General features: G+C 41.8%; 13 protein-coding genes. 2 read left to right on the top strand and 11 right to left on the bottom strand.

All coding sequences use genetic code 11. From position 1 onward, the window contains the following. Both PHAL_RS0103045 and PHAL_RS0103040 read right to left on the bottom strand, forming a co-directional pair. The gene (locus PHAL_RS0103045; protein WP_016706941.1) at positions 1-2,154 is read right to left on the bottom strand and encodes an FAD-dependent oxidoreductase; all 2,154 of its coding nucleotides are present in this window, start codon (positions 2,152-2,154) and stop codon (positions 1-3) included. Between the two features lie 11 nt (positions 2,155-2,165). Beyond that, on the bottom strand, positions 2,166-4,526 hold the full coding sequence (locus PHAL_RS0103040; RefSeq protein WP_016706940.1) for a TonB-dependent receptor: 2,361 nt from the start codon (positions 4,524-4,526) through the stop codon (positions 2,166-2,168). Positions 4,527-4,739: 213 nt separating this feature from the next. On the opposite strand from PHAL_RS0103040, the gene PHAL_RS0103035 reads away from it, so the two are divergent. Then, positions 4,740-5,156 (top strand): hypothetical protein, encoded by a 417-nt coding sequence (locus tag PHAL_RS0103035; protein ID WP_016706939.1) that lies wholly within the window; start codon positions 4,740-4,742, stop codon positions 5,154-5,156. A gap of 61 nt (positions 5,157-5,217) precedes the next feature. Here PHAL_RS0103035 and PHAL_RS0103030 read toward each other — a convergent pair whose 3' ends face one another. The 4 genes from PHAL_RS0103030 to PHAL_RS0103010 form a co-directional block, all read right to left on the bottom strand. Further along, the gene (locus PHAL_RS0103030) at positions 5,218-7,542 is read right to left on the bottom strand and encodes a TonB-dependent receptor domain-containing protein (RefSeq protein WP_016706938.1); all 2,325 of its coding nucleotides are present in this window, start codon (positions 7,540-7,542) and stop codon (positions 5,218-5,220) included. Positions 7,543-7,838: 296 nt separating this feature from the next. Then, positions 7,839-8,264: a hemerythrin domain-containing protein gene (locus PHAL_RS0103020; RefSeq protein ID WP_016706936.1), complete on the bottom strand. Its 426-nt coding sequence runs from the start codon at positions 8,262-8,264 to the stop codon at positions 7,839-7,841. 185 nt (positions 8,265-8,449) lie between these two features. Continuing rightward, the gene (locus tag PHAL_RS0103015) at positions 8,450-10,498 is read right to left on the bottom strand and encodes a S9 family peptidase (RefSeq protein WP_016706935.1); all 2,049 of its coding nucleotides are present in this window, start codon (positions 10,496-10,498) and stop codon (positions 8,450-8,452) included. Between the two features lie 93 nt (positions 10,499-10,591). Next, on the bottom strand, positions 10,592-13,216 hold the full coding sequence (locus tag PHAL_RS0103010; RefSeq protein ID WP_016706934.1) for a TonB-dependent receptor: 2,625 nt from the start codon (positions 13,214-13,216) through the stop codon (positions 10,592-10,594). A 156-nt stretch (positions 13,217-13,372) separates the two neighbouring features. Here PHAL_RS0103010 and PHAL_RS0103005 point away from each other — a divergent pair, with 156 nt between their 5' ends. Further along, on the top strand, positions 13,373-15,526 hold the full coding sequence (locus tag PHAL_RS0103005) for a winged helix-turn-helix domain-containing protein (RefSeq protein ID WP_016706933.1): 2,154 nt from the start codon (positions 13,373-13,375) through the stop codon (positions 15,524-15,526). Here PHAL_RS0103005 and PHAL_RS22735 read toward each other — a convergent pair. The 5 genes from PHAL_RS22735 to PHAL_RS0102980 all read right to left on the bottom strand — a co-directional run bounded on the left by PHAL_RS22735 (position 15,507) and on the right by PHAL_RS0102980 (position 23,855). Beyond that, a complete protein-coding gene (locus tag PHAL_RS22735; RefSeq protein WP_232321820.1) occupies positions 15,507-16,916 on the bottom strand; it encodes a TonB family protein in 1,410 nt (469 codons plus the stop codon). The two genes, PHAL_RS0103005 and PHAL_RS22735, sit on opposite strands and share 20 nt — an antisense overlap. A 211-nt stretch (positions 16,917-17,127) precedes the next feature. Beyond that, positions 17,128-19,686: a TonB-dependent receptor gene (locus tag PHAL_RS0102995; protein ID WP_016706931.1), complete on the bottom strand. Its 2,559-nt coding sequence runs from the start codon at positions 19,684-19,686 to the stop codon at positions 17,128-17,130. A gap of 590 nt (positions 19,687-20,276) precedes the next feature. Further along, complete coding sequence (locus PHAL_RS0102990) at positions 20,277-21,503, bottom strand: threonine/serine exporter family protein (RefSeq protein WP_029215994.1); 1,227 nt, start codon at positions 21,501-21,503, stop codon at positions 20,277-20,279. A 127-nt stretch (positions 21,504-21,630) separates the two neighbouring features. Next, positions 21,631-22,851 (bottom strand): glycosyltransferase, encoded by a 1,221-nt coding sequence (locus tag PHAL_RS0102985; protein ID WP_016706929.1) that lies wholly within the window; start codon positions 22,849-22,851, stop codon positions 21,631-21,633. Next, positions 22,848-23,855: a LacI family DNA-binding transcriptional regulator gene (locus PHAL_RS0102980; protein WP_016706928.1), complete on the bottom strand. Its 1,008-nt coding sequence runs from the start codon at positions 23,853-23,855 to the stop codon at positions 22,848-22,850. Before PHAL_RS0102980 ends, PHAL_RS0102985 begins: the two co-directional genes overlap by 4 nt. Positions 23,856-23,941 lie beyond the last annotated feature (86 nt).

Below are 23,941 nucleotides of genomic sequence, written 5' to 3'. Positions count from 1 at the left end.
TTATCCTCGGCGCCAAGTATGGTATTTCTCTAGCCAATTGAGTACTGTTTGCGGTGCGTGGGCACGCTTCCACTCTCCTGCGGCGTATTTATTACCTTCAGCCCACGTTGGGTAACTGTGAATAGTGCCTAAAATTTTATTCAGTCCTAAACCATGTTTCATCGCCAGAACAAACTCAGCAATTAAATCTCCCGCGTGCTCAGAAACCACAGTAACACCGAGTATTTTGTCTTTGCCTTTTGGCGTAATCACTTTAATAAAGCCTTGGGTAGCGCTGTCGGTAATGGCGCGATCAAGCTCTTTAAATTCAAAGCGAGTAATTTCATAATCAATCCCTTGCTCAATTGCCTCTTGCTCGTTTATACCTACGCGAGCGACTTCAGGATCAATAAAGGTGGTCCACGGGATCACCCGATAATCCACTTTAAACTTCTTCAAATTACCAAATAAGCCATTTACGGCGGCGTACCACCCTTGATGGGCGGCAACATGCGTAAATTGATATGGGCCGACAATGTCACCGGCGGCAAAAATATTCGGGTAGAGGGTTTCTAGGTATTCATTGGTAACAATCGTACGATTGGTTTCGATACCTAACTCTTCAAGACCATAACCGCTCAAACGGGCGCTGCGGCCAACTGCACACAGTAGCTCGTCGTATTCAATTTCAAGCTCTTGCTCTGCATGCTTAACTATAATGAATTTTTGCTCGCCGCGTTTTTCACAGCGTAATGCTTGATGATTGGTTAATACATTAACACCACTGGCTTTAAGGGCGTGAGTTGCAAACTCAGAGACTTCGCTATCTTCTTTGATCATCACCCGTTCGGCCATTTCGATTTGTGTAACTGATGAACCGAGTCGTGCAAAACTTTGCGCAAGCTCAGAGCCAATTGGCCCACCGCCAAGCACCACCAGCTTTTTAGGCGCTTCATCAAGCTCGGCAAATTTGCTCCATAAGGTATCACTTGTTACATACCCAGCTTCTTCAATACCTGGCAGTGGTGGTACAAACGGGCGTGCGCCGGTGGCAATTACAATGGTACGGGCGGTCAAGGTTTGTGTGCCGCCATCGTTGAGTTTAATTTCCACCGTCCAAGGATCGGTAATTTTTGCATAGCCTTTGAGTACTTCTACGCCTAAATTAGTGTAACGTTCAACACTGTCGTGTGGGGCGATATCAGCAATCACTTGATGTACACGGGCCATTACTTTTTTAAACGAAAACTGCGGCGCGCTGTTTTCTAAGCCATATTTGTCGGCGTGTTTGATCTGCTCGGCTATTTTGGCACTTTTAATAATTGCTTTACTGGGTACACAGCCGTAGTTTAGGCAATCACCGCCCATTTCTCCAGCTTCAATTAAGGTAACCTTGGCTTTTACTGCTGCGGCAATATAACTGGTTACTAGGCCGCCAGCACCCCCACCGATGACGATCATGTTACGGTCAAATTGTTTTGGTTTTGTATAGTTTTTATAAACACGACGTTTTTTAATGGTATTAAGGATAGCTTTAGCAATAAGTGGGAATACGCCAAGTAATACAAATGATAAAATCAAATCAAATGATAAAATGCCCGATAAGCTATCTATTTGTGCTAATTGAGTCCCTGCATTTACAAATACAAAAGTACCAGCCAACATACCAATTTGACTTACCCAATAAAAAGTCCATGACTTAATTGCGGTGGCACCCATTAATAAATTGATCAAAAAGAACGGAAATACCGGCACTAAACGAAGTGTGAAGAGATAAAAACCACCTTCTTTTTCAACGCCTGCATCAATTGCCGCTAAACGCTCAGGAAAGCGCTTTTTAATCGCATCACGTAATAAATAACGCGACACTAAAAAGGCTAAGGTGGCGCCAATGGTTGACGCGAATGAGGCAACTAGTAAGCCTTCAATTAAGCCAAATAAGGCACCCGCTGCCAAGGTTAAAATAGCGGCACCGGGTAATGAAAGGGCTGTTACCACCACATAAAGTAAAAAGAACCCGCCAATAACGAGTAAAGGTGATTGCGCTTTGTATTGGTTGAATTGATCCATTGAGCCTTTTAAACCATCAAGGGTTAATAGCTGATGTAAATCAAAATGAAAAAACAGCCCAATAGCGAGCAGTGCAGTAACTAATATTAGAATTTTTTTAAACATAATTTTCGCTCTTAAAAGCTGTGCTGAAAAGTCAGCTTGGCATTAATCGGTAACTCAGGAAATACTAAGGTAGAGCCAAAGTAGCCGCCTTCAAATACAGGGCGCCAGTTATCTTGGTTAGTGACATTATTAACATCTAAACGTAGTTTTGTCTGCGGGCTTATTTCATAGCTAGTATTGAGGTTAATCGTATATTGATCGCGAATATTCACGGTGGCCAAGTAATCAAGCGGGTAGCTTTTCGTATAAATACCACCAAACCCAACTTGCCATTGTTCAGAGATAAACCAGCCACCGTTGAGGCTAAGCGATTGCTCAGGTATGCCTTGCACACGACGAGTTGACGGTGCAAAGGAGGCAAAGTTAGGTGCGCCAACACCTGTACCATTAATGATATCTGGGCGTGAATCGTCAAAGGCATCAGCCACTTGGCTAGAATCTTGGCTGCTAGCAGAGTTATCGTAACGGGCATCAATATAGCTGTAACCGGCACTTAACCAAAATGGTTGTGCATCATAAAAAGCTTGAGTCTCAAAACCTTGAGTGCGGATACCGGTATTACTGCCATCACGGTTTCGTAAGCTCCGACGCTGGTTAAATAATGCGCCATCTATATACCATGGGTTGTCATTTGGGCTGTACTTTAAACCGATTTCAGCAAGGGTATTATCGGTGGCAAAATTTTGTGCACTGATTTTATTATCACTGCCAAGCGTAGTGCCGCCTGCCATGCTGTTTGAAGTAGCTTGATTATAACTAGCCGCTAAGTAACTGGTCAGTTCATCAGTGAGTTTATAGTTGATACTTGCTTGGCCTGAATGCAATGTTTCGTAAATACTATCACTGGCTGCAATTTGTCCTTGTGGTGCAATCGGATCGCCCGCGGTTACATCATAATAATCAAGGCGGTACCCAATGCTAGTGCGTAAACTGTTGCTCCATTGGCTGTCGTGTTGTATTGCAATGCCGGTTTGCCAGCTGGTGGAGTCGGTAGTGTCTGAAAGAGAGAAGTCTCCAATGCCATCATTATTTATATCGTATTGACCACCAGGGGATACATAAACGCCAGGGCGCAGCTCAACGAGTCGTGCTTGCTGCTCAGCGGTTAAAGGGATGCGACGGTTTTCAAGTGGGCCTGTTAAATCAATCGGTAAGTCGGCTTCGGTGGTAAATTGGCTGTAGCCTTTTACTTTATTAAAGCGCACATCAAAGGCAAAAATACTACTTTGCTGGCTATTCCATTGATGGCTTACCTCTGTGCGGTTTTGCGCCGTATCTGCGCCATCTATAATTTCCACAAAACTGTTTTGCGCGATTTCATCACGTTGTAAGTGCTGAAAATAACTAATGTTTTTAAGTGTGGTTTGTGATGATAACTCACGCTTGTAGATGCTGTGTAGCAAATACGTGGTGGCTTCATTTTGATTTTCAGGATCCGTGAGTACGGTACTACGTGGGATCACAACCTGCCCTGTGGGTGAGACAATCGCACCAGCACCCGCAATGGTGCTGCCGTTAGCTTGCACACCTTGGCCAGTTATATAAAGTCCGTCATCGATCAGGGCTTGGGTAGGGCGGTTAATACCGGCGTTGTCGGTAAATTCGACTTGGTATAGTTCAAAGTTGATATCCCAGCTGCTTTTATCGTCGGGTAAAAAGCGCAGCGCAGCAAACAGGCTGTCACTTTTAAGGCCGGCATAATCATAAAAACTGCCGTTATCAACGTGCTCTGCACTGACTCTAAAACCGCTTTTTCCTTCAACAATGGGGGCGCTGTAATCAACTTGGGCACGGTATTGATCCCAGCGTCCGGCAGAAAGTAATACTTTGCCTTGTGCCGTTTGTGTATTGGCTGCTTTAGAGTGCAAGTTAACAAAACCGCCATTACGCTGGCTGCTACCAAATAATACCGGCGGTGCACCTTTTACTACATCTATTTGCTCTATTGCATTAAACGACAGCGGCACACCAAAGCCATTATTACCTGCTTGACGACGAGTTCCGTCTTGATACAGCTCACCTAATTGACCGCGCAGAGTAGGCAAGCTTGGTGCACCAAAACCACTGGCTGAATAGCTATTTGGGCTGACCGCTAATACATCTTGTAAAGTGGTGATATTAAGCTGTTCAATCATATCGCTGGTGATTGGGGTGACTGCACGGGCAATATCAGCCAGTGCTAAATTATCACCAAACGGGCCATCAACAGATGTATTCTTTGGCGAAAAGCCTTGCTCATTTATGACCTGACTAGAGACTTCAATCACTTCGATAATTGAGCTGGTCGTTGATTGAGAACTTTCTTGCGCCGCAAAGGCACTTGGCAGTTGCAAAGTTATGGCGATGGATAAAGCTAAATAGGTGTATTTCAAATGTATTTACCGCTGTTAAATATCAGTTACGGGAATAAAGACCTTGGCTTTTAGAAATATATTTCAGTGTTTTTATTACTTTTTTAAATATTAATCACTTAATTAGCATAGCCGAATGCTGAAAATAAATAAGTTTATGTGTAATAAAATGTGGCTTACACGGTCTTGTTAAACTCACTAATTGAAATGACAATACTTGTTTAAGGAAATTTAATGTCTCAATCTTTCTCATCGGATCTAAAAAATCGTCTGCAGTGGTCACTTTTTTCATTACGCTTAGGCGTATTTGTAGTAATGCTGATGTGGACTTTAGATAAGTTTGTAAACCCAGGGCACAGCGCGCGAATTTTTGAGCACTTCTATGGGATCAGTGGCTCTACTGACATAGTTGCCTATATTCTAGGTGCATTGCAATTGATTTTAGTACTCGGTTTTATGGCTGGTATTAAAAAGCGTATTACTTATGGACTAATATTTTTGATGCATGGCGCGTCGACACTGTCATCATACGCGCAGTATCTGGATGGCTTTAATAACTTATTATTCTTCGCCGCATGGCCAATGTGGGCAGCTTGTTTTGCGTTATATATGCTACGTGATGAAGATACAAAGTTTACCGTAAAATCATAATTTAACTAAAAAAACAAAAAGCCCAGCGATGCTGGGCTTTTGTGTTTATAACAACTATGAATTAAAAACTATAGCTCATAGATACCCAGAAGCTACGTGCTTTTTGGGTGGTATTATAATCTGAGGTACATTCGTACTCTTCTTCAGATGCTGCAAGTAAGCAAGTGCGACTTGATAGATCATCATCTAGCAGATTATTGATACGTGCATTTAATGCTAAGCTTTCATTAATTTTATAGCTCGCAGCTAAATGGTATAAGTCATAAGCTTTGTAATACAGTTTTTGAGTTTCAGGGCCTTGTGGACCAGACACATTGGCTGTACCACGGTAACGATCACTGCGAATTTCAGAAATAAGTGAAATACTCAAATCATCTAATGGTTTCCATGCAAGGGTTAAGTTATACATATTTTTAGGTGTATTAACTAACGGTAGCCCTTCATCACGACCACTTTTTACTTCGCTGTCGGTGTAAGTAAAATTACCGCGTAGTGCTAGGGTATCAATAATTTGCCAATTAGCAGCAACTTCAACACCGCGAGTGACTGATTTATCAACATTAGCTGCTTGAGTAAATGTCGTGCTACCAATATCAGCCCAACCTGCACCAATTTCAACACATGGCTCATCACCGATGGCTATTTCACAGTTAGGTAAGTTGTCTTGGTTAATGATTTTGTCTTTAAAATCATTGTAAAACATAGTGATATTACCGCTAAAGTTATCATTACCATTAAAGTAAGCGGCCATTTCGTAGTTTACGCTGGTCTCAGGTTGTAAGTCGGGTGTGCCAACAAATGGTTTTGTGCCTTGACCACCAAAGCCAGTGATCCCTGAGAATAATTGGTTTGGCTCAGGTGTTTTATAACCTGTGCTGATACCGCCCTTAAACGTCCACTCATCAGCAGGTGAGTAAGCTAAGTAAGCACGCGGACTGACTTGTGAGCCAAAAATATTATGATGATCATATCGTGCGCCAAAAGTAGCCGTTAGATCCGATGTGATTTCCCAGTTATCTTCAGCAAATACAGCTGTTTGACGGTGATCTTGAGTCGTCCCTTCACGGAAGCCATCACCGTACATACCAAAAACCCCATCTTCCATTTCGGCATCAAAATACTGCGCGCCAATTACAAAATAGTGGTTATCTATGCTTGATTCAAACTTGGTATCAATAATTAAATTATCAAGTTTTAAAGTACGCAGTGGACGAGGTAAAAAAGTTTCATCTAACTGGGCGTATATTTCATCCGTTAAATCAGGCTTGTCGGTACCTTGATCTTGTACAGCCTGATCCCAAATAGCTTGAACACCTAAGCGCTCTTGTACTGTCAGTGGTAATGAGCGACCAAAGTTTTCGCTGCTGCTTTGAGTGATGCTGCTGGTGAGTGTACCCGCATCGTAGCGACCAACATGCGCCAATACAAATTGTTCACGTTCTACACGTTGATAAGGAGTATAGCCAACTCGTGGTTGCACAACTCCACCACTAATACGCCATAAACTCACAGGACTATCTAACGTACCAGTTTGACCTTCGGTGTTATCATAGCGTTGTTTAGCTATATCGTATTCAAACGTAATTTCGTTTTGATTATTGATCAGGTAGTTTACTGTTGCACCGGCATTCCAGTTACGTGCCGCGACAATTTTTTTATCACCAAAGCTACCGTCATCGACCCACATGCTGCCATCTGGTAATGGTAAACTTTCACTGTATGTTGGTTCACTTTCTTGACGGTCGTAAAAACTTCCACGAATACCGTAGGTTAAGCCTTGAACACCAGTTGGGCCAGTTAAGTACATATCAACTTTGTTATCATTACCGTATTGATCGTCGGTTTGAATATTACTGCTTACAGTAACGCTACCATGAGTAGTATCAAGGTTTTTACGGGTAATAATATTGATAACACCACCGATGGCATCAGCACCGTATAACGTTGACATTGGTCCACGTACCACTTCAATTCGCTCAATGGCTTCAAGTGGTGGCATGTACATAAATTGGCTATTACCAAAGTTGTTTGGACCAATATTACCTACATCACTTTGACGTCGACCATCAATAAGTACCAAAGTATAGTTAGCTGGTAAACCACGCATAGTAATACTGATGTTACCGTTTTTATCTTGTCCCGCACCGACATCAATACCTTCGATATCTCTAAGTGCATCAGCAAGGCTGGTGAATGGCTTATTTTGGAGATCTTCGCGAGATACAACCGAGACACTTGCAGGTGCATCAATTAATTTTTGCTCGTAACCTGATGCGGTCACAACCATAACTTCCATATTTTCAGCAGTATCATCATCAGCAATAAGGGCTGTAGAGGTTAATAATGTGCTGATCAGTGAGGCCAAATAAAGCGGGCGGGATTTCATTGTACTTCCTTCATGAAAAGAATAAAGATTATAAATCTAATTAGTAACCATGTTCGGCATGATAACAATTATCAGTTGCATGTTCAATTGTGTGAGTAAAATATTTACATTTAGTGAATAATATTCACTTTAAAGTCAGGTAGGGGAGTTGCTTGCTAAAATGGCGGTTGGTGATATAGGCAAAAATCTGGTGATGAGGATATTGGCTTTTTACTTAGTCATGAAAATGTTTAATGAGCAAAACACCGTAGACACGAATGTGTTATAGCGAGGGGACGCATCCCCCCTTGGACAATTTAATTCATCGCATTGTTATATTTTACTGCTAAACTCTGCTTTTGTTCTTCGCTTAGTGCTTTGCCTGCGAGTTGAAAGATTTCATGCTCTTCTTCAGCTAGATGGTGATGAACAAGATGATGAAGCTTTTTTGCCGTTACCAGCCATGCCGATGAACTCATATCGGTTTCTTCAAGTTGTTCAATTAACTCGTCAAGTTCATGATGTTCGGCGATACCATGGCGGGCTTTTTCATGGGTTAAGTCATCAAACATTAAAGGAGTATAAAAATAACGTTCTTCAAACTTGGCATGCTCTTCTAGTTCAAGTTTTAAGTTATCCATCAGCGATTGGCGATTGGGGGAATCTCCATGCGTTTCAATAAGCGCATCAACAAGCGAACGTTGTTTATCATGATCGTTCCGCAGTGCTTCAAAAATATTCATAATTTGCCCTTTTATAACTTATGTACAATTAATAGAAGCAAGTGATAAGCCACAATTTAAAGCTCTGTTTTATCAGGTTATTTTATTTTTTCATTCCGAGTTATTAGTCGTGTAATGTAAAAATTACAGGTTAAAATGAAAAAGGCCAACACTGTGGTTGGCCTGTCAATAAATAAGATTAAGTATTACTTGTTTGCGTCTTTTACCGCTTTTAGTTTGGCTGCATGGTCAATTTCAAACGCTGGCATATCTTTGTTGCCATCAATTAAGTAATTATCCATCCAACGCATTAAGCGTAAGCTGTAATCGTATTGTGCAGCAACTTTACGGTTACCATGTCCTTCACCTGGGTAGTAAACAAGGCGCACGTCTTTACCTTGCACTTTCATATAACGGTAAAGCTCCATTGATTGCGCTGGGTGTACGCGTGGGTCGTCTTTACCGTGCATGATCAGTAGCGGTGTTTTCGATTGACCAGCCCAGTAAATAGGGCTGCGCTCTAAATACCACTGCCATTTATCCCACGGGTATGAACGAGCGTGAACAAGGTTCATTTCATTGGAAATATCAGTCGTACCAAACTTAGAAAGTTGATTGGTCACGCCCACAAACATCACACTCGCTGCAAAGTGTTCTGTCAGCTTAGTCGCGCCCCACGCCGATGCATAACCACCGTATGAACCACCGGTAATACCAACACGTTTTGCATCCACTAAGCCCATTTCAACAAGGTGATCTTTAAAATCAACTAAGTCGTCAAACTCTTTACCAGCATAATCGTTTTGGCCTAGTTTAGAATAATCTACCCCTTTACCGGTAGAGCCGCGGTAGTTAGGGTAAAACACAGCATAACCTCGTGCAGCCCCCATTTGACCAGGGCGAGAATAGTTAGTTACCCAACCATCTTTATCATGGCTTTCAGGACCACCGTGTACAGACATGATCAATGGGTAACGTGTGCCTTTTTTGTAATCAAGCGGGTAGACAAGCACACCATCAATTTCCACACCATCACGGGCTTTAAGTGAGATAGTTTCTTGCTTTGCAAAACGTTTGTCACCCAACCATGTGTTTGAATCGGTTAAACGCTGAGCTTTAGTGCCACGGATAATGAACACTTCATTTGGGTGCACAGCAGTGTTGCCGCGCAGTGCTAAGGTTTTATCGGAATCTGAAATGCTCAGATTTGAGGCAATGAATTCACCTTCTTTGATAATCTTTTTGTACTTGTTTGAACCAGTTTTAATGCTGGCTACAAAGCTGTGTGTGCCTACATTTGCAATAAAGTTTAACGTATTACGTTTATTAGACCATTCAAAATCAACGACATGACCCATAAAATTGGGTAACCAGTCGGTTACTTCACCGGTTTTAGTATCGGCTAAAAATAAGCGACCAGTAGCCGGATCGTGTTTATCTTCAGCACCTAAGATTGCGATATAACGGCCATCATGAGAAAGCTCAGCACCATCAAGTTTACCTTCAGTGGCAAATGACATGGTTACTTGGTTGCTAGCAATATCGAATAAATGCCATTGTGATTTAGTGTATTTATCGTCTATCAGCGCTGTAGGCTGGGTTTTAACTAGCAACTTTTCGCCATTTGCAGCCCAGTTTACATCGCTGACATAATTAGCAACGTTTAGCGGTGTTGGGGTTAATGGCTTGTCGGCTTTGGCTAAATCAACAATAAACAGTTGTTTATCCTTTAAGCCAAGCTCATAGACTTCAGCCATAAAGCCGAGTTTTTTTAGCTCTTTCTCTGACTTATCAGCTGCTGGCATAGCTAAAATAGCCAGTTGTTTATTGTTAGGGCTTAACTGATAGCTTGAAATGGATGTGTCTTTTAGTGATAGCACTTTTTGCGCTTGACCACCATCGACCGGAATTTGGTATAAAGCGGTGAATTTGTCGTCTTTTAGCTTAGCTAAAAAGTAAATGTTTTTGCTGTCGTTTGACCATTGAATACTTTTGATACTTACAGAGCCTGTAATGAAAGGGCGCTCAACACCTTCGTCATCAACAACATAGAGTTCGCTATAATTAGTGCCATTTTCATCGACGTATAATTCACGGGGGACAGAGCGGGTAAATGCCACTGAATCACCATCAGGACTAATACTGGTTTGCAGCACAGATTGAATTTTCGGAATATCTTCAACAGTTAACGATGTGGCAGCAACTGCCAATGAACTTGAAAGTCCAATGGCTAGCGCTAAGCTAGTTTTTAGCATGGTTTTTCCTTCGCTTGTTTTAATTATCAGGACAGAATATATCAATGGCTCGTCAATGACGAAAATATGCGATTAACCACCAAAGACTATCGATTAATGGCTGTAACGAACACCAAAATAGAAACGACGACCATTTTGATAAATACCTGTTGGTGCGTATTCGTTACGCTCATACAGGTAGGTGATTTCATTGGTGAGATTAATTGCTTCGACTACAAAATCAAGCTTGCCAGAGAGCTTGAAAGTAATACTGCCGTCAAGTTGGCCAAAGTCATCCATCATGGTTTCACCAACGCCTGTGGCAAAATGAGTACGGTAGTTATACGCCAAACGCGAACTTAACCAGTCATTTTCGTAGTAACTGGCTAAATTTATTGTATGCTTTGAAGTGCCTGGCACATAATCTTCTCGCCCTGAGATACTGTCTGTGCGGTCGCCATCGACAAAGGTATAGTTAGTGATCAAACCAAAACCATAAATAAGTTCTTGTTGGTAGCCAATTTCTACGCCGCGAATTGTGCCGCCACTGCCATTGATTGGCCTGTCTATGGTCATATCAATACCTTCATGTTGTTCAATGGTGCGTTTAAATTCGACAAAGGATTCAACATCTTTGTTAAACAATGCAACCGAAAGCAACGCGGCATCGTCAAAGTACCATTCAACACTTAAATCAAACTGATTGGCACGGTAAGGATCTAAGTCAGGGTTGCCGCCTTGACCTTGCGCTTGGGTGACATTGTAATTAGTTGACGGCATTAAATGGTTATACTGAGGACGTGACATCACTCGCGCGGCGCTCACTCGGGCAATTAAGTCCTCACTTAAATCAAAACTGATATTGGCACTGGGTAAGATATCTATATAGTTTTTACTGTGTTGCTGCCACACAAAGTTTTCTTGCTGCTCAATTGGTGAGCCAATACGTTTATAAGCACCAGCATCTTGATTGGTATTAACAACGCGTACCCCTAAGTTAGCACGATAGTCATTACCATCGAGCATTAATTTAACATAACCTGCGATAGTACGCTCTTGAATATCAAAGCGGCTGGCTTTTTCTTCTTGTTGTACAAAATCGATAGTTTTAAAGTCATCTGAGAGTGCGTTGATATCGGCATAACTGTATTGTTTGAGAGTTTGTTGATTGCCTATATTGGATAAAAAACCAGCTGGAAAAGTTGCGGGATAATCAGCAAGTGTCCAACCGAATTGTTGAGCAATACCGTCATAATCGCCATTGAGTGAGCGTAAACGAATAAAATCGCGTTGATGATCGCGGTACTTGCTACCTATTTTTATAGCACTGATGATTGAGTGATCAATTGCGCGTTCAAAGTCACCTTGTATATATAATTCTTGGTCGTTTGAATCTTGGCTGTCGTTACGCGCTTGCGTTAATTGCCAAGCTTGGGCATCAAGAGGCGACACATCATAGTTTGCGATTATATTTTTACGTTCAGTGGTATCAACGGTATAAGCTGTATTGGCTGAAAATTGTGAGGTGTGATCTTGTTTTGAACCGCCACCGCCTTTAGTAAAACCGATTTGGTATTGGTTTTGCCAAAGATGTGTTTGCTGACTGACAATTAAATGCACACTACTGGTGCTTATTTCGGACTCTCGCCAAATTGCTTCCATGGCGGTACTAAAGGGTAAATTCTGCTCGTTTTGCTCGGGGACTGTTGAATAGCGCGCAAAAGCAAGCGTATTATCAATGATCCTTGCATCGCTGATACGACCGCCTCGGGCAAATACACTACTAGGCTGCCATAAAAAGTTTTGGTTATTGTTATCGGCGTTCAAAACAGAATACAGCGTGTTAAGTTGGATATTCCAATCTAAACTAGGCTGGTACTCAAAGTTGGCGGTGGCACTGGTCAATATGCGCTGTTGCTGAAATATTGCTGAGCCACCACCACCGGGTGTCCAAATGTTTTTAATATCAGCCGTGCCAGCGTCGCTTGCAGATAAAGTGCCATCGCTATGTTGTTGAAAGCTTTGTTCATGCCAGCCCCACGACTCAAGTCCATCACGACGTAAAGAGCGTTGGTTGCGAGTAAAGGTTATCAAGGTACCGAAATCTTTACTGGGGTTAGTCCAGTTATAAAACAGAGCGAGCTGCGGATCAAATTCACCTGATAAATCATTGTATTGCACTTGTGCATTGGTAACAAACTGATTACTTTGCGTATGCAAAGGTCGTTGCGTTTTAATATTAACAGAGCCGCCTAAAGAGCCTTCATTATGATCTGCTTGCGGGGTTTTATAGACTTCCAAAGAGGATACGAGATCAGCGGGTAATAGTGTGTAATTAAAGCCACGATTAGGCTGGGTTGAGATCCACCAATCCGCAGAGGCAATTGCTTGACCATTTAAAAAAGTGCGATTTTGTTCGGGTGTTGTGCCGCGAACTCCCACTCGTTCACCTTCACCTTGAACACGCGAGAGTGAAATACCAGTGATACGTTGCAAGGCTTCCGCGACATTCTTATCAGGGAATTTACCGATATCTTGTGCGGTGATTGCCTCTATGATTGACTGACTATCACGCTTATCTCGTAGTGATTTGATAGCGCTGTCATGAAAGCCGCGAATTTGAATTGTTTCTAACTGATCTTGCTCTGCATTAAGGGGTTGATTAGCACGTACGTTAAGTGTGTTGAATGCGCTGACAATGAGCGCTATGTTAACAAGTTTTTTTATTTTTATTGTCATACTAAACCCAACTTGAACAACATGAGAAAAACTAGCAGTGATAACTACCTATAAAATAAGAATACACCAAGGGACTATGCTACTATGTACCGTATTTGTATATAGTACGCTTTCTTGACTGATTTAACCATAGATTAACGTGTGTAAAATTAACCGATGCCAACAACCGAACTAAAACAGTTACTCCTCAACGATGTACTCGTTGATTTTGTTGCCCTAAAAGTAAAGGTAGCAGGGCGTTGGCGTGCAATCGAAGCAAAGCAGTTAGTGTTATTAAAGTTGTTACTAGAGCACCAAGGCAGCGCAGTTTCGCGCGATATAATTATGGACACGCTTTGGCCTAATGTTGTAGTGAGCGATAACTCAGTGAGTCAGCTGGTAACTCAACTTAGAAAAAGTCTGCAGGATGATAAAAATACTGCAACGTTTATTCGCACAGTTCCGCGTGTCGGTTATCAGCTTATTGCCAACGTTAGTGATGCACCGACTTTATTAGATAAAGTGACTCCAGTCACCCCGCGTACTTCGGCTTTATTTCTTACGCTGGGGTTAGTGCTAGGAGCTATTGTTACACTTGCTAGTCAGTTCTTACTTGCTCCAAAAGCACCCAGTTTGAATTATGAGTATCAATCACGGATCACGTCAGCACCTGGTGCTGAAGTCTTTTTACGTTATTCCCCTAATGGCCGTTATTTAGCGTTTAGCCAATCTAATGATCAACAAAGCCAATTTGATTTAGCTGTTTATGATCAACAAAGTAAGACTGTCCACAGTATTAAAAACTCAGGTTATTCAGAAGAGGCTCCGGTGTGGTCGCCAGATGGAAAGTGGCTGGCTTATTTTAGGTATGACCCATTAAGTTGCGACATTCGAGTTATTCCTGTCTCTAATGCTATTGAAACATGGCGTTTAAGCCCTGAGTTTAAACTCACTCGTTGCCAGCAGCGCCATGGGCCGACTAAATTACATTGGGTCGACGACAACACTATTTACACGACACATTGGCAAGATGAGCAGCCTCGATTAGTCAAATATACCTTGGCATTTTCACCTGCGCCTACCTTATTAGAGCAGCAGATTGTAGGAGATTTTAAGCCACTGACGTTTGATATCAATGAACAGCAAAAAATGCTGATCCTCGAAAAAGATCAAGGCTGGTTTAGTGTCAGTGAAGTGGATTTAACACAATCACTGAAGCGCACTGAAATAAAGCGCAGTCGGCACAGCCATGCGCCATTATTATTTGACAGTGAGCAGGGCTATTATTGGCTCGGTGATGATGCATTACGCCGTTATGATTATCAAGGTAATGAACAGTTAGTTCACCAACCTTTGGGGTTTGTCGCAGACTTAGCTGTGAATTTGCGAACCGGCGATATTGCGCATGCCCAAGGACAAGCACGAGTTAATTTGTATCAAATAGAACTCGATTTAAGTAAAGATGCTCCGAGTATTCAAAATACTATGCAATTATCGTCGTCTGCGCGCATGGACATTTTGCCCGCTGTATCTGCTGACGGACAACAAACGGCATTTATTTCTTTGCAGCGCAGAGGGATCACAGGCTTTACCCATATTGAGGTGTGGTTAAAACATAAACAACGCAAAACCGCAAACCTAATAGCTACCTTACCCAGTGATATTATCCCTAAATACCTGCTTTTCTCACCGAATGGCGATAATGTGTTATTGGCGGATGAACAACAAAATATCTATTTGATCAATACTTTTTCACGGCGATTAGTTCCTATTATTTCTGGTTTTGAGCAATTAAATGGTGTGCATTGGTCAGCAGATAGCCACAGTATTTACTACCAAGTTAGAAATGAGCAAAGTGCAAATGAGCAGTTGCAATGGCAGGACTGGCGTTATGATATTCAACTGACAAGCAACACCTTAGTAAAGGATAACGTCGCGTTTGAAAGCCTTGATGATGAGCACCCACTTTGGCAGCTTAATAACTCGTATTTAGAGCATGAAATGCAGGTGCGTAACTATTTATCCGCGGCGTTGGAGCAGCAACTTCCGCTAGCACAGCTGTTACCCTCTCTTGAGTTGTTCAAACCTGCGGTATTTAAACACGGCATTTACTATGTATTACGCCAAGGGCACCAGTTATCACTGTACTGTTATTTAACTGAGCAAAAACGTAATGTGTTTATAAAAGAATTGGGGGTGTATGGTTTTGATATCGATATTAACCTAAATATTAGTAGCTCGGTGGATGGGCGCCAAGTGGTGTTTAGTCAAGTGGATGGTATTGAAACAGATATTCTATTGCATAAAGCTATTAAGGCAGTGTCGCGATAAACTGCTCTATATTGCTTTGATCCCAATTACGATTTCGAGCTTCTTCAAGGGCACTAGCAGCTAGCTTTTGAGCTGCCAGTGGTTTATTACTGACGGCTTGAATTTTCGCTTTAAGTAATAACAATTGTGGGTGTTCACTATCAACAGCTAGTGCTGCGTTTAAGGCCTCGTTGATTTGTTGCGGTGGCTTTTTTAATTCAAAGAGTAATAAAGCAAGTTCACGTTTAGCACTGAATAATCCTTGCGCCGCTGCAGCTTTTAGCCAGGTTAAGGCTTTATTAGGTGCATAATCAACATATTGACTGTTTAACAGTTCTTGCCCCAATCGATACTGTGCATTAGCAAAACCACTTTGAGCGGCAAGTAAAATCCAATTTAAACCTTTTTCGCGATCTACTTTACCATATTCACCACGTAACATATTCGCACCAATGCGGTATTGCGAATTGGCATAGCCGTTAACAGCCGAGCGCAGTAATAATTCACTATTGGCGTTGGCTTGTTGCCAGTGGTATTTTAATAATCGACTGGCGTTGTATTCCTCTGAACTTAACCAATTAGCAATGTAATACTGTACTAAGGCATTTCCTTGCTCTGCGGCATCAATTAAATCAGAAATTTTCTCATTATACTCACGCTGTTGGCTTTTAAAGCTTTGTTCATATTGTTTCCCCTTAAACGTGGTGAAGTGATACAACAAAGAACGATTATAGTAGGGCAAGGTTTTGCTATCGCCTTGATATTGCCATCGTTTTACTGCATTAATAATGGCCTGATCAAAGGTTTTTTTTGGGTAGGAGTCAATTAAGGAGATATCGGTTACAGCACCACTTTTATCTATATCAAACTCAAGCCATACCCAGCCTTCGATACCATTTTGATACGCGTGCTCTGGGTATTTGGGTTCTACAGTGTAGCTACGCTGTGGGCTTGCATGTGGGGCGGGGCTGGCGTTTAACTCAGGCCGTAATTGTTGATCGTACCATTGAAAGCTAAGTTGCTTTAATAAGGCATTATATGCGTCGTCAAGGGGTTGTTTATTATTACTTTGTCTTGCAATAAGCATCGCTGTATCGCGTGCATCGAGTAGCCCAAAATCTGCTGCTAAGCTAAACCAGGCATAAGCTTGCGCTTTGTTTTTTTCAACACCTTGGCCGTGCAAATTCATTACAGCGATATTATAAATTGCGTCGGCATTACCTAAATACGCTAACTTTTGAAATTCGTGTTGTGCTTCTTTGAAGTTTCCTTGATGGTAGTCAAGGGTCGCACTCAGTAAGTCAGCACGAATATCGGACATAAACAGCAGACACAGCAATCCAAATAAGAATTTGTAGCGACAAAGTCCTGCTGTGTGTTGAGTGTGTTTAATAACTGTGTGTGCTGACACCTAGTATGCTTCGCCAATGTTGTTCGTGTAACGTTTTTACCTATTGATTGTACTTGTTTTGTTTATTATTACTAGCGCGAACTTATCAAGTATTTAATAAAAAAAGCAGGGAACCAAAAGGTTACCTGCTTTAAACCCCTGGGCATAGGGGCCTGCCATCCTTGGCGAGAGTCGAATACCTGTGTTAGCTTGGAGTTCGACAACTGGGTAATTAAAAGTTAAAACGCACTCCGGCTACAAAACGGCGGCCATCTGCGTACACACCTGTTAACGCTTGTTGAACACCTTCTTCTTGGTAACTGAATGTATGTTCATCAGTAAGGTTAATTGCCTCTAATACCAGGGCTAAGTTATCATTTACGTTGTAGGTAAAGTTTGCATCCACCTGACCATAATCATCAACATAGCCATGACCTTGGCCTGAGTTGTAGCCAGTACGGAAGTTATATGAAATACGTGTACTAAAGGTTTCTGTTTCATAGTAAGTACTTAAATTGACAGTATGTTCAGAGTTACCAGGAATGATTGTATCATTACCATCGGCATCTTTAGCTTCACCATCAACAAAGGTATAGTTAGCATTTAGGCCAAAACCATCAAAAATTTCTTGCTGATAACCAAGCTCAAGGCCTTGGATACGACCTGAGCGACCATTTGTAGGGCGGTTTACTAAAATTTCAACGCCCTCATGTATTTCAAGGTTAGGTGTAACATCTAAAAATGATTGAATATCTTTATAAAATACCACCGCTGAGAATAAACCTGCGTCACTAAAATACCATTCAACACCAGTATCAAACTGCGTTGCGCGATATGGATCGATATCTGGGTTACCGCCACTGCCTGTTTGAGTTTCAAGGTTATACGACGTTGATGGCGTCATTGCTGCATAATCAGGACGAGACATCACACGTGCAGCACTAAAGCGCAGTAGCACATCGTCATCTAGATCGATCGCTAGATTGATACTTGGTAAAATATCAAAATAGTCGCGGTCATCATTAGTCCATACTTCAGAACCACTCTCACCTACATAAGCTGCAGTCGATTGTTGTGTTTGTACCAAACGTACACCTAAGTTACCGCGCATACCTTCAACATCGATATCTGCTTTTACGTAACCTGCGGTAATTTTTTCTTCAACTTCAAAAGTACTGGCTTTGAGCACTCGGTAGTTCCAATCCAGCGCATCACCTTCGCGGCGAACTTTATCAGAGTCGGTTATAGCATAATTACGTAAAGTACCGTCAGAGCCAAGGCCTGATAAATAATCAGACGGAATTGATAATGAGTAATCAGCAAGGTTCCAGCCTAGATCAGTACGGTTATCAGTGGTGTGTTTAGTATTAAAACGTGAATGATCACGATATTTTAATCCAAATTTCACTTTACTAAAGACAGCGATGTCAACAGGGCGCGTAAAATCGACTTGCAGGTAAGTTTCATCGTCTTTAGCGTCATTACTGTCGTAACGTAAGAACCCTAAATCCCAGTTTTTACCGTCAGCTGGATCTGCGCCATAAGTAGTACGTACATCTTCAACCGCGGAAGTATCAAAGCTATGTACATAGTTCCCCTCCCAGCCTACGCTGCGGTCAGCTTGAGAGCCGCCGCTCCCTTCGGTGTAACCAACATGGACGCTGGTTAGCCACAATTCACCTTGATAATCGGCTTTTAAATCATAAGATTTAGTTTTGATTTCAGAGTTACGTACTTTGGTTTCGTCTAAGATGTTATTTGCAGTGGGTGATAACCCTAAAGTTCCGCCAACAAGCATAGTACCAACCTGCTCATTTTCGATTAGCGTGACGTCAGTGTATTGCGAACCACCATAACCCGGTAACCAAAGAAAGTTTTGATTTTCATTGTTTGCTTCAAGGGTTGAATCAAGGGCATTAAAAGTTAAATCAAGTTGCTCGGTAGGGCGGTACTGCATTGCTAAATTAATGCCGGTACGTACACGTTCTTGTAAAAACATTGCAGAACCACCGCCACCAGGGCTGTACACGCCTTTATACTCAGTACCATCTGCTAAAGTGATGTCACGTTTTGCCCAGCTCCATGATTCAATTCCATCACGGCGTAAGTTACGCTGTTGCCGTACTAATGAAATAAGCGCACCGAAAGTTTCATCGTCCGTTTTAAAGTTATACATAGCGGAAAGTTGTGGGTCGGTTTCGCCTGAAATTTCACTGTGCTGGGCAAGTACCGAACCGGCAAATTTATTGGCTTCTAAATCAAGTGGTTTACGAGTACGTACAATAACAGTACCACCAATTGAACCTTCATCAATATCGGCTTCGGGCGACTTGTATACCTCTAACCCAGAGACTATTTCAGACGGTAACATCGTATAGTTAAAACCACGACTGGCGGCAGAGTTTGTCCACCAATCGGCAGAGCCAACGGCTTGGCCATTTAATAAGGTACGGTTTTGGCTCTCACTGGTACCACGAATACTCACACGCTCACCTTCACCAAAGTTACGGCTAATTGAAACACCGGTTATTCGCTGTAATGATTCTGCGACATTTTGATCGGGGAATTTACCGATGTCCTCTGCGGTAACTGCATCTACGATTGCATTTGAGTAACGTTTAGTATTGAGTGATTTAACAACACTACCGCGAATACCGCGAACTTGGATCACTTCCACTTCGTCAGTGCTTTTAGCTTCAGCGCTGTGCGCTACCATAGGTAAACTCAATGCCGATGTAACTAGTGATGCAGTCACTGCTAAATACAGTTTATTTATTTTTACTTTTAACATCCTCGATTCCCCTTGAATCAAAACTTCATTTTGTTGTGTCAAATGAGGGCTCACCATTCGTACGTATGTAGTCATTTTTAATTGTCGAATTTGGTAAGACCCTTGTTTAAAAACAAACATAGGCGACTAAGTAATTAGCTTATGACGGCCGCTTCGCATGCAAAAATAAGTGCAGCTGTTTTGTTTGTGACTCTATTAAACGCCTTTTAAAAAATAGAGTCTTGAATCGGAGTGAATAGTTGTGAAAGTAATGAATTTTAAAGAGGAATGATTGCTTTGTTATTTAAAGTTGTTCAATATCAATGGTTTTTGTTTTATCTTTTCTTGTTTTTTATTTAATAAGTTAAGTTTATTTAATCAATTTTGTATTTTAGATTTTTGTAATTCACAACTATTTGATTAAAAATTGAAAGGTAATTGGAGTTGTTGTCGATATTAACGCGCTATACCAAGGTGTGTCTTTCTACAAGTAGGTGTTTTGTAATAAGCAGTCAATGAGGTAAAGCATAGCAATTGATACAGTAAAGAAGTGCGGCGGGTTAATATTTAATTTTAGATTAAGAGCCTAGTGAATTAGGCTCTTAATGGGTTTATAAACTCTTTTTCGGTGGGAGTGCGACGTTGGCAAAGATCAACCCTGCAACTAATGACATAAATATTAAAAACGTTTGTTGGCCGATATGCTCGGCGTAGACAAAATCTTGCCCTTCAATTAATGAGTTTAAGCCTATATAGGTTTTGCTCCCTGGGACCAGCACAATCAGACCTTGCATGGCCACAATGGATGCGGGGGCATTTGCAATACGGTTAAATAAATTACTAAAAACCCCTACAGCAAATGCGCCAACAAATGTCCCTAAGGTGTAATCTAAATACATTGCAGAGCCAATACTGGTACCATAAGCAATAAAGCCTGAGGCAATTGACCAAGTTGCATGCTTTAGTTTGGTTCTAAAAATAACAATTAAGCTGCTACAAAGTAAAAATATTGCCAGCCATGCAGTCCACTTTGGTAATGGTTCGGGTTGCACAAAGTCAACTTGACCAAATAAAGCAAAACCAATAGCAATACCAATAAAAGCCCCAAAATAAAGCTTAAACAGCAACATGAAGGCATCCATTACCCTGGCGGTGCCAGATACTAAATGCCGTGCTGCAAGTTCAGCAAGCCCCAGCGCTAAGGCAAGCCCAGGTATAAAGACAATGATGGCAGAAAGCACCACTAAGCGAATATTGATCCCGACATCTAAATGTACGCTTATAGCACAGGCTAAAATTGCTGAAATTATGGCAACTAAAGGTTCAAGCATATGGGCAACTCGCTTAGAGCGGCTTGACCACAGTACAAATAAATACACCACCAGAGTGAGTAACGCGGACCAAAATACGTCATTCCAACTCGTACCCATTAGCATCGCAAATGCACCGCCTGATGTGGCAAATGCAATACCCGTTACAAGGCGATTATAAGGGTTTGGCATCGCATAAATGGCATCTAGTTGCACATCAACTTCTTGCAGAGTGAGTTCGCCATTGAGCATTTTATTGACGAGATCATCAGTATCAGCCAATGAACCTAAATCGTGATCGCCTGGATCTACCCGTGCCACATGGGTGTATTCATCTTCGTGGCCGTCAGTCCAGATCACAAAAGTGACTGAAGTAGGTGACATGACAAACGATGATTTAAGATCAAGGTACGTCGCCACTTCCATTAAGTGGGCTTCAAGTCGATAAGCTGGGGTGCCATACTTATGAAGCATTTTGCCAAGCTTAACGATAAATTTGCGTTTTTCTGTAAAGGTTGCGGTTTTCAAATCGGTATTGAACCAGAGGTTAAATTGTTCAGTTAAAAAATATAGACAATACATCTAAATTTGCCTAACTTTGTGGCGGCGATTGTAAACACAAATCACCGCCTGTCTAGTATTTTTTTAACCTAGTTTACTTATTTTTTGCTTCAATCCATTGCGCCATATATTGGGTGCTGCGCATAGTGTGATGTTTAAGCATTTGACCGGTAAAATTAGCCTCACGATGTTGTGTTAAAGCACATTCAATAGCTGCCAATTTATTGATAAAATGAGTGGCTAAACATGTTTTATCATACTGTACGTTTAGTAGCGCATGAGCATTTTTTTGTGCATTTAAAAATTGCAGTTGATCCTGATAAAGTGCAACAGCAGCGTCCGCGAAGCGTTGTGGGTCATTTTCAATCGCTCCTGGCCAAGGTAATTCACCGTGCATACCTTCACTGCCAATTGCAGTGGTGACACTCGGTGTTTGCATGATCATCGCCTCTAGTAACTTTCCTTTAATGCCTGCGCCAAAACGCAGTGGCGATAAACAAACACGAGCATCTTGCATCACTTTATAGGCATCGTCCGCCCAGCCTTTAATTAAAAAACCTGTTTTTGGATTATTTAGTGCCGTCGCTTTTGGTGGCGGGTAAGAGCCGTAAATGTGTAGCTCAGCATGTGGTAGTTGTTTACGTATCAGTGGCCAGATCTGTTGTAAGTACAGCACGGCATCCCAATTAGGCGCATGGCGGAAATTGCCAATCGTCATGAAGTGCTGGCGATCATCATACGACTTTGTTTGTTTAGGTAATGAGGCTAAGTCGACCATAAAGGGTAAGTGGTGTAAAAGCCGACTATCAACGTGAAAGACATCAGCAAGTAGCTGCATTTCAAAACTTGAAATAATTAAGCTTAAATCGCAACGTAAAATAGCGGCGATTTCACGTTTAGCGATATCCGAGTGTAAATCACTGTAGCTAAATTCACGATTACTTTTATGGGCTTCATGACGAGCGTTGCGCAGGCACTGTAAATCTTCAGTATCGAGAATTTTTAAAGCGTGGGGGCAGTGCTTATCTACTCGCCAACCAAATTGCTCTTCCATCATAAAGCGATCAAACATCACAATGTCAGGTGCATAATTAGTAATATACTCATCAAAGCTTGAACAATTAAGGGCGATTGTTGCACTACTGATGCCATAGTCAGCAAGGTTCACCATATGCTCTGTTTTTTGTGCTGGGCTGGCAAATTCTACTTGCCAGTCTTGTGATCTAAATGTGTTTAACAGCGACATCATGTGTGTGCCCGCAGCAGATGAATTTGGCTCAGGCCACACATAGCCAATTACTAATACTTTCTTCATTGACTGGACTCTCTTATTTGTAAGTTAACATCTACTAAAGTACGTACCGCAGGCACACTGTTATTGAGTAGCTCTTGTAATACTTGGCATGTACGCTTGCCAATATCATCTGCATTTATAGTGACACTGCTCAGTGATGGCGACATTAAACATGAGTCGGCTAAGTCATCAAAGCCAACTACTTTTATATCTTTACCTGGTGTTAAGCCTTGTTCACGAATTGCCTCAATAACACCATAGGCGATGACATCGTTAAAACATATAATGGCTTGCGTGTCAGGGTGGTGCGCGTATAGAGCGTTAAACGCATCCCGCCCGCCTTGGCGATTAGTCGCTGCAGTGATAACCGGTTTATCTTGAGGCAAACTAAATTGTTGTAGGGCACTGTGAAAACCACTTAATCGTTCGTGATGATCAGAAATATCATCAGTCCCGCCCACAAATGCAATGTCTGTAATGCCTTGTTGTAAAATATGACAAGTTGCTAAGTGAGTGCCTTTTTTATTATCAGGCAATATTGTTGGCGCGCCGCAAAACGGTATCTCACGCATTATATGGATAACAGCAAAGCCACTTTCAATAAGTTCGTCAACCCATTGTTGGGTCGTGCCAGGAGCCGGGCACATAATAAATGCAGCGACATTATATTCCTTCAGTGTTTTCACAACTTGGGTTTGGCGCTCAACATTTTCAGCCGTATTAACTAGCATAGGTAACATACCTAATGCGTGAATATGATTCTCTAAGCCAACAGCAAGTTCAGCCGAATAAGGGTTGGTTAAATCGTTGATCACTAAAGCAACTAAGTTAGAGCGACGGCTGCGCAGCGCGGCCGCATCACGGTTATAAACATAGCCTAAAGTCTCAATTGCTTGTAAGACTTTTGCTTTGCTTTTATCACTGACTTTATCGCTTTGCGTCAGCACTAAGGAAACCGTGGATTTAGACACTTTCGCTTCTCTGGCAACGTCAAAAATAGTAATTTTATCGGCTTTTGTTTTCATTTTAATATTTGCGTCAGCTATTGCTTGTACTAAGTTGCCAGTTTAACGCAGTTTGAGCTTATAAGTCACCTAATCGACTGTGTTAA

Source organism: Pseudoalteromonas haloplanktis ATCC 14393, assembly GCF_000238355.1.
GTDB classification, from domain to species: domain Bacteria; phylum Pseudomonadota; class Gammaproteobacteria; order Enterobacterales; family Alteromonadaceae; genus Pseudoalteromonas; species Pseudoalteromonas haloplanktis.
The sequence above is the reverse complement of the archived record's forward strand: the minus strand, read 5'-3'. Positions and strand labels throughout refer to the sequence as shown.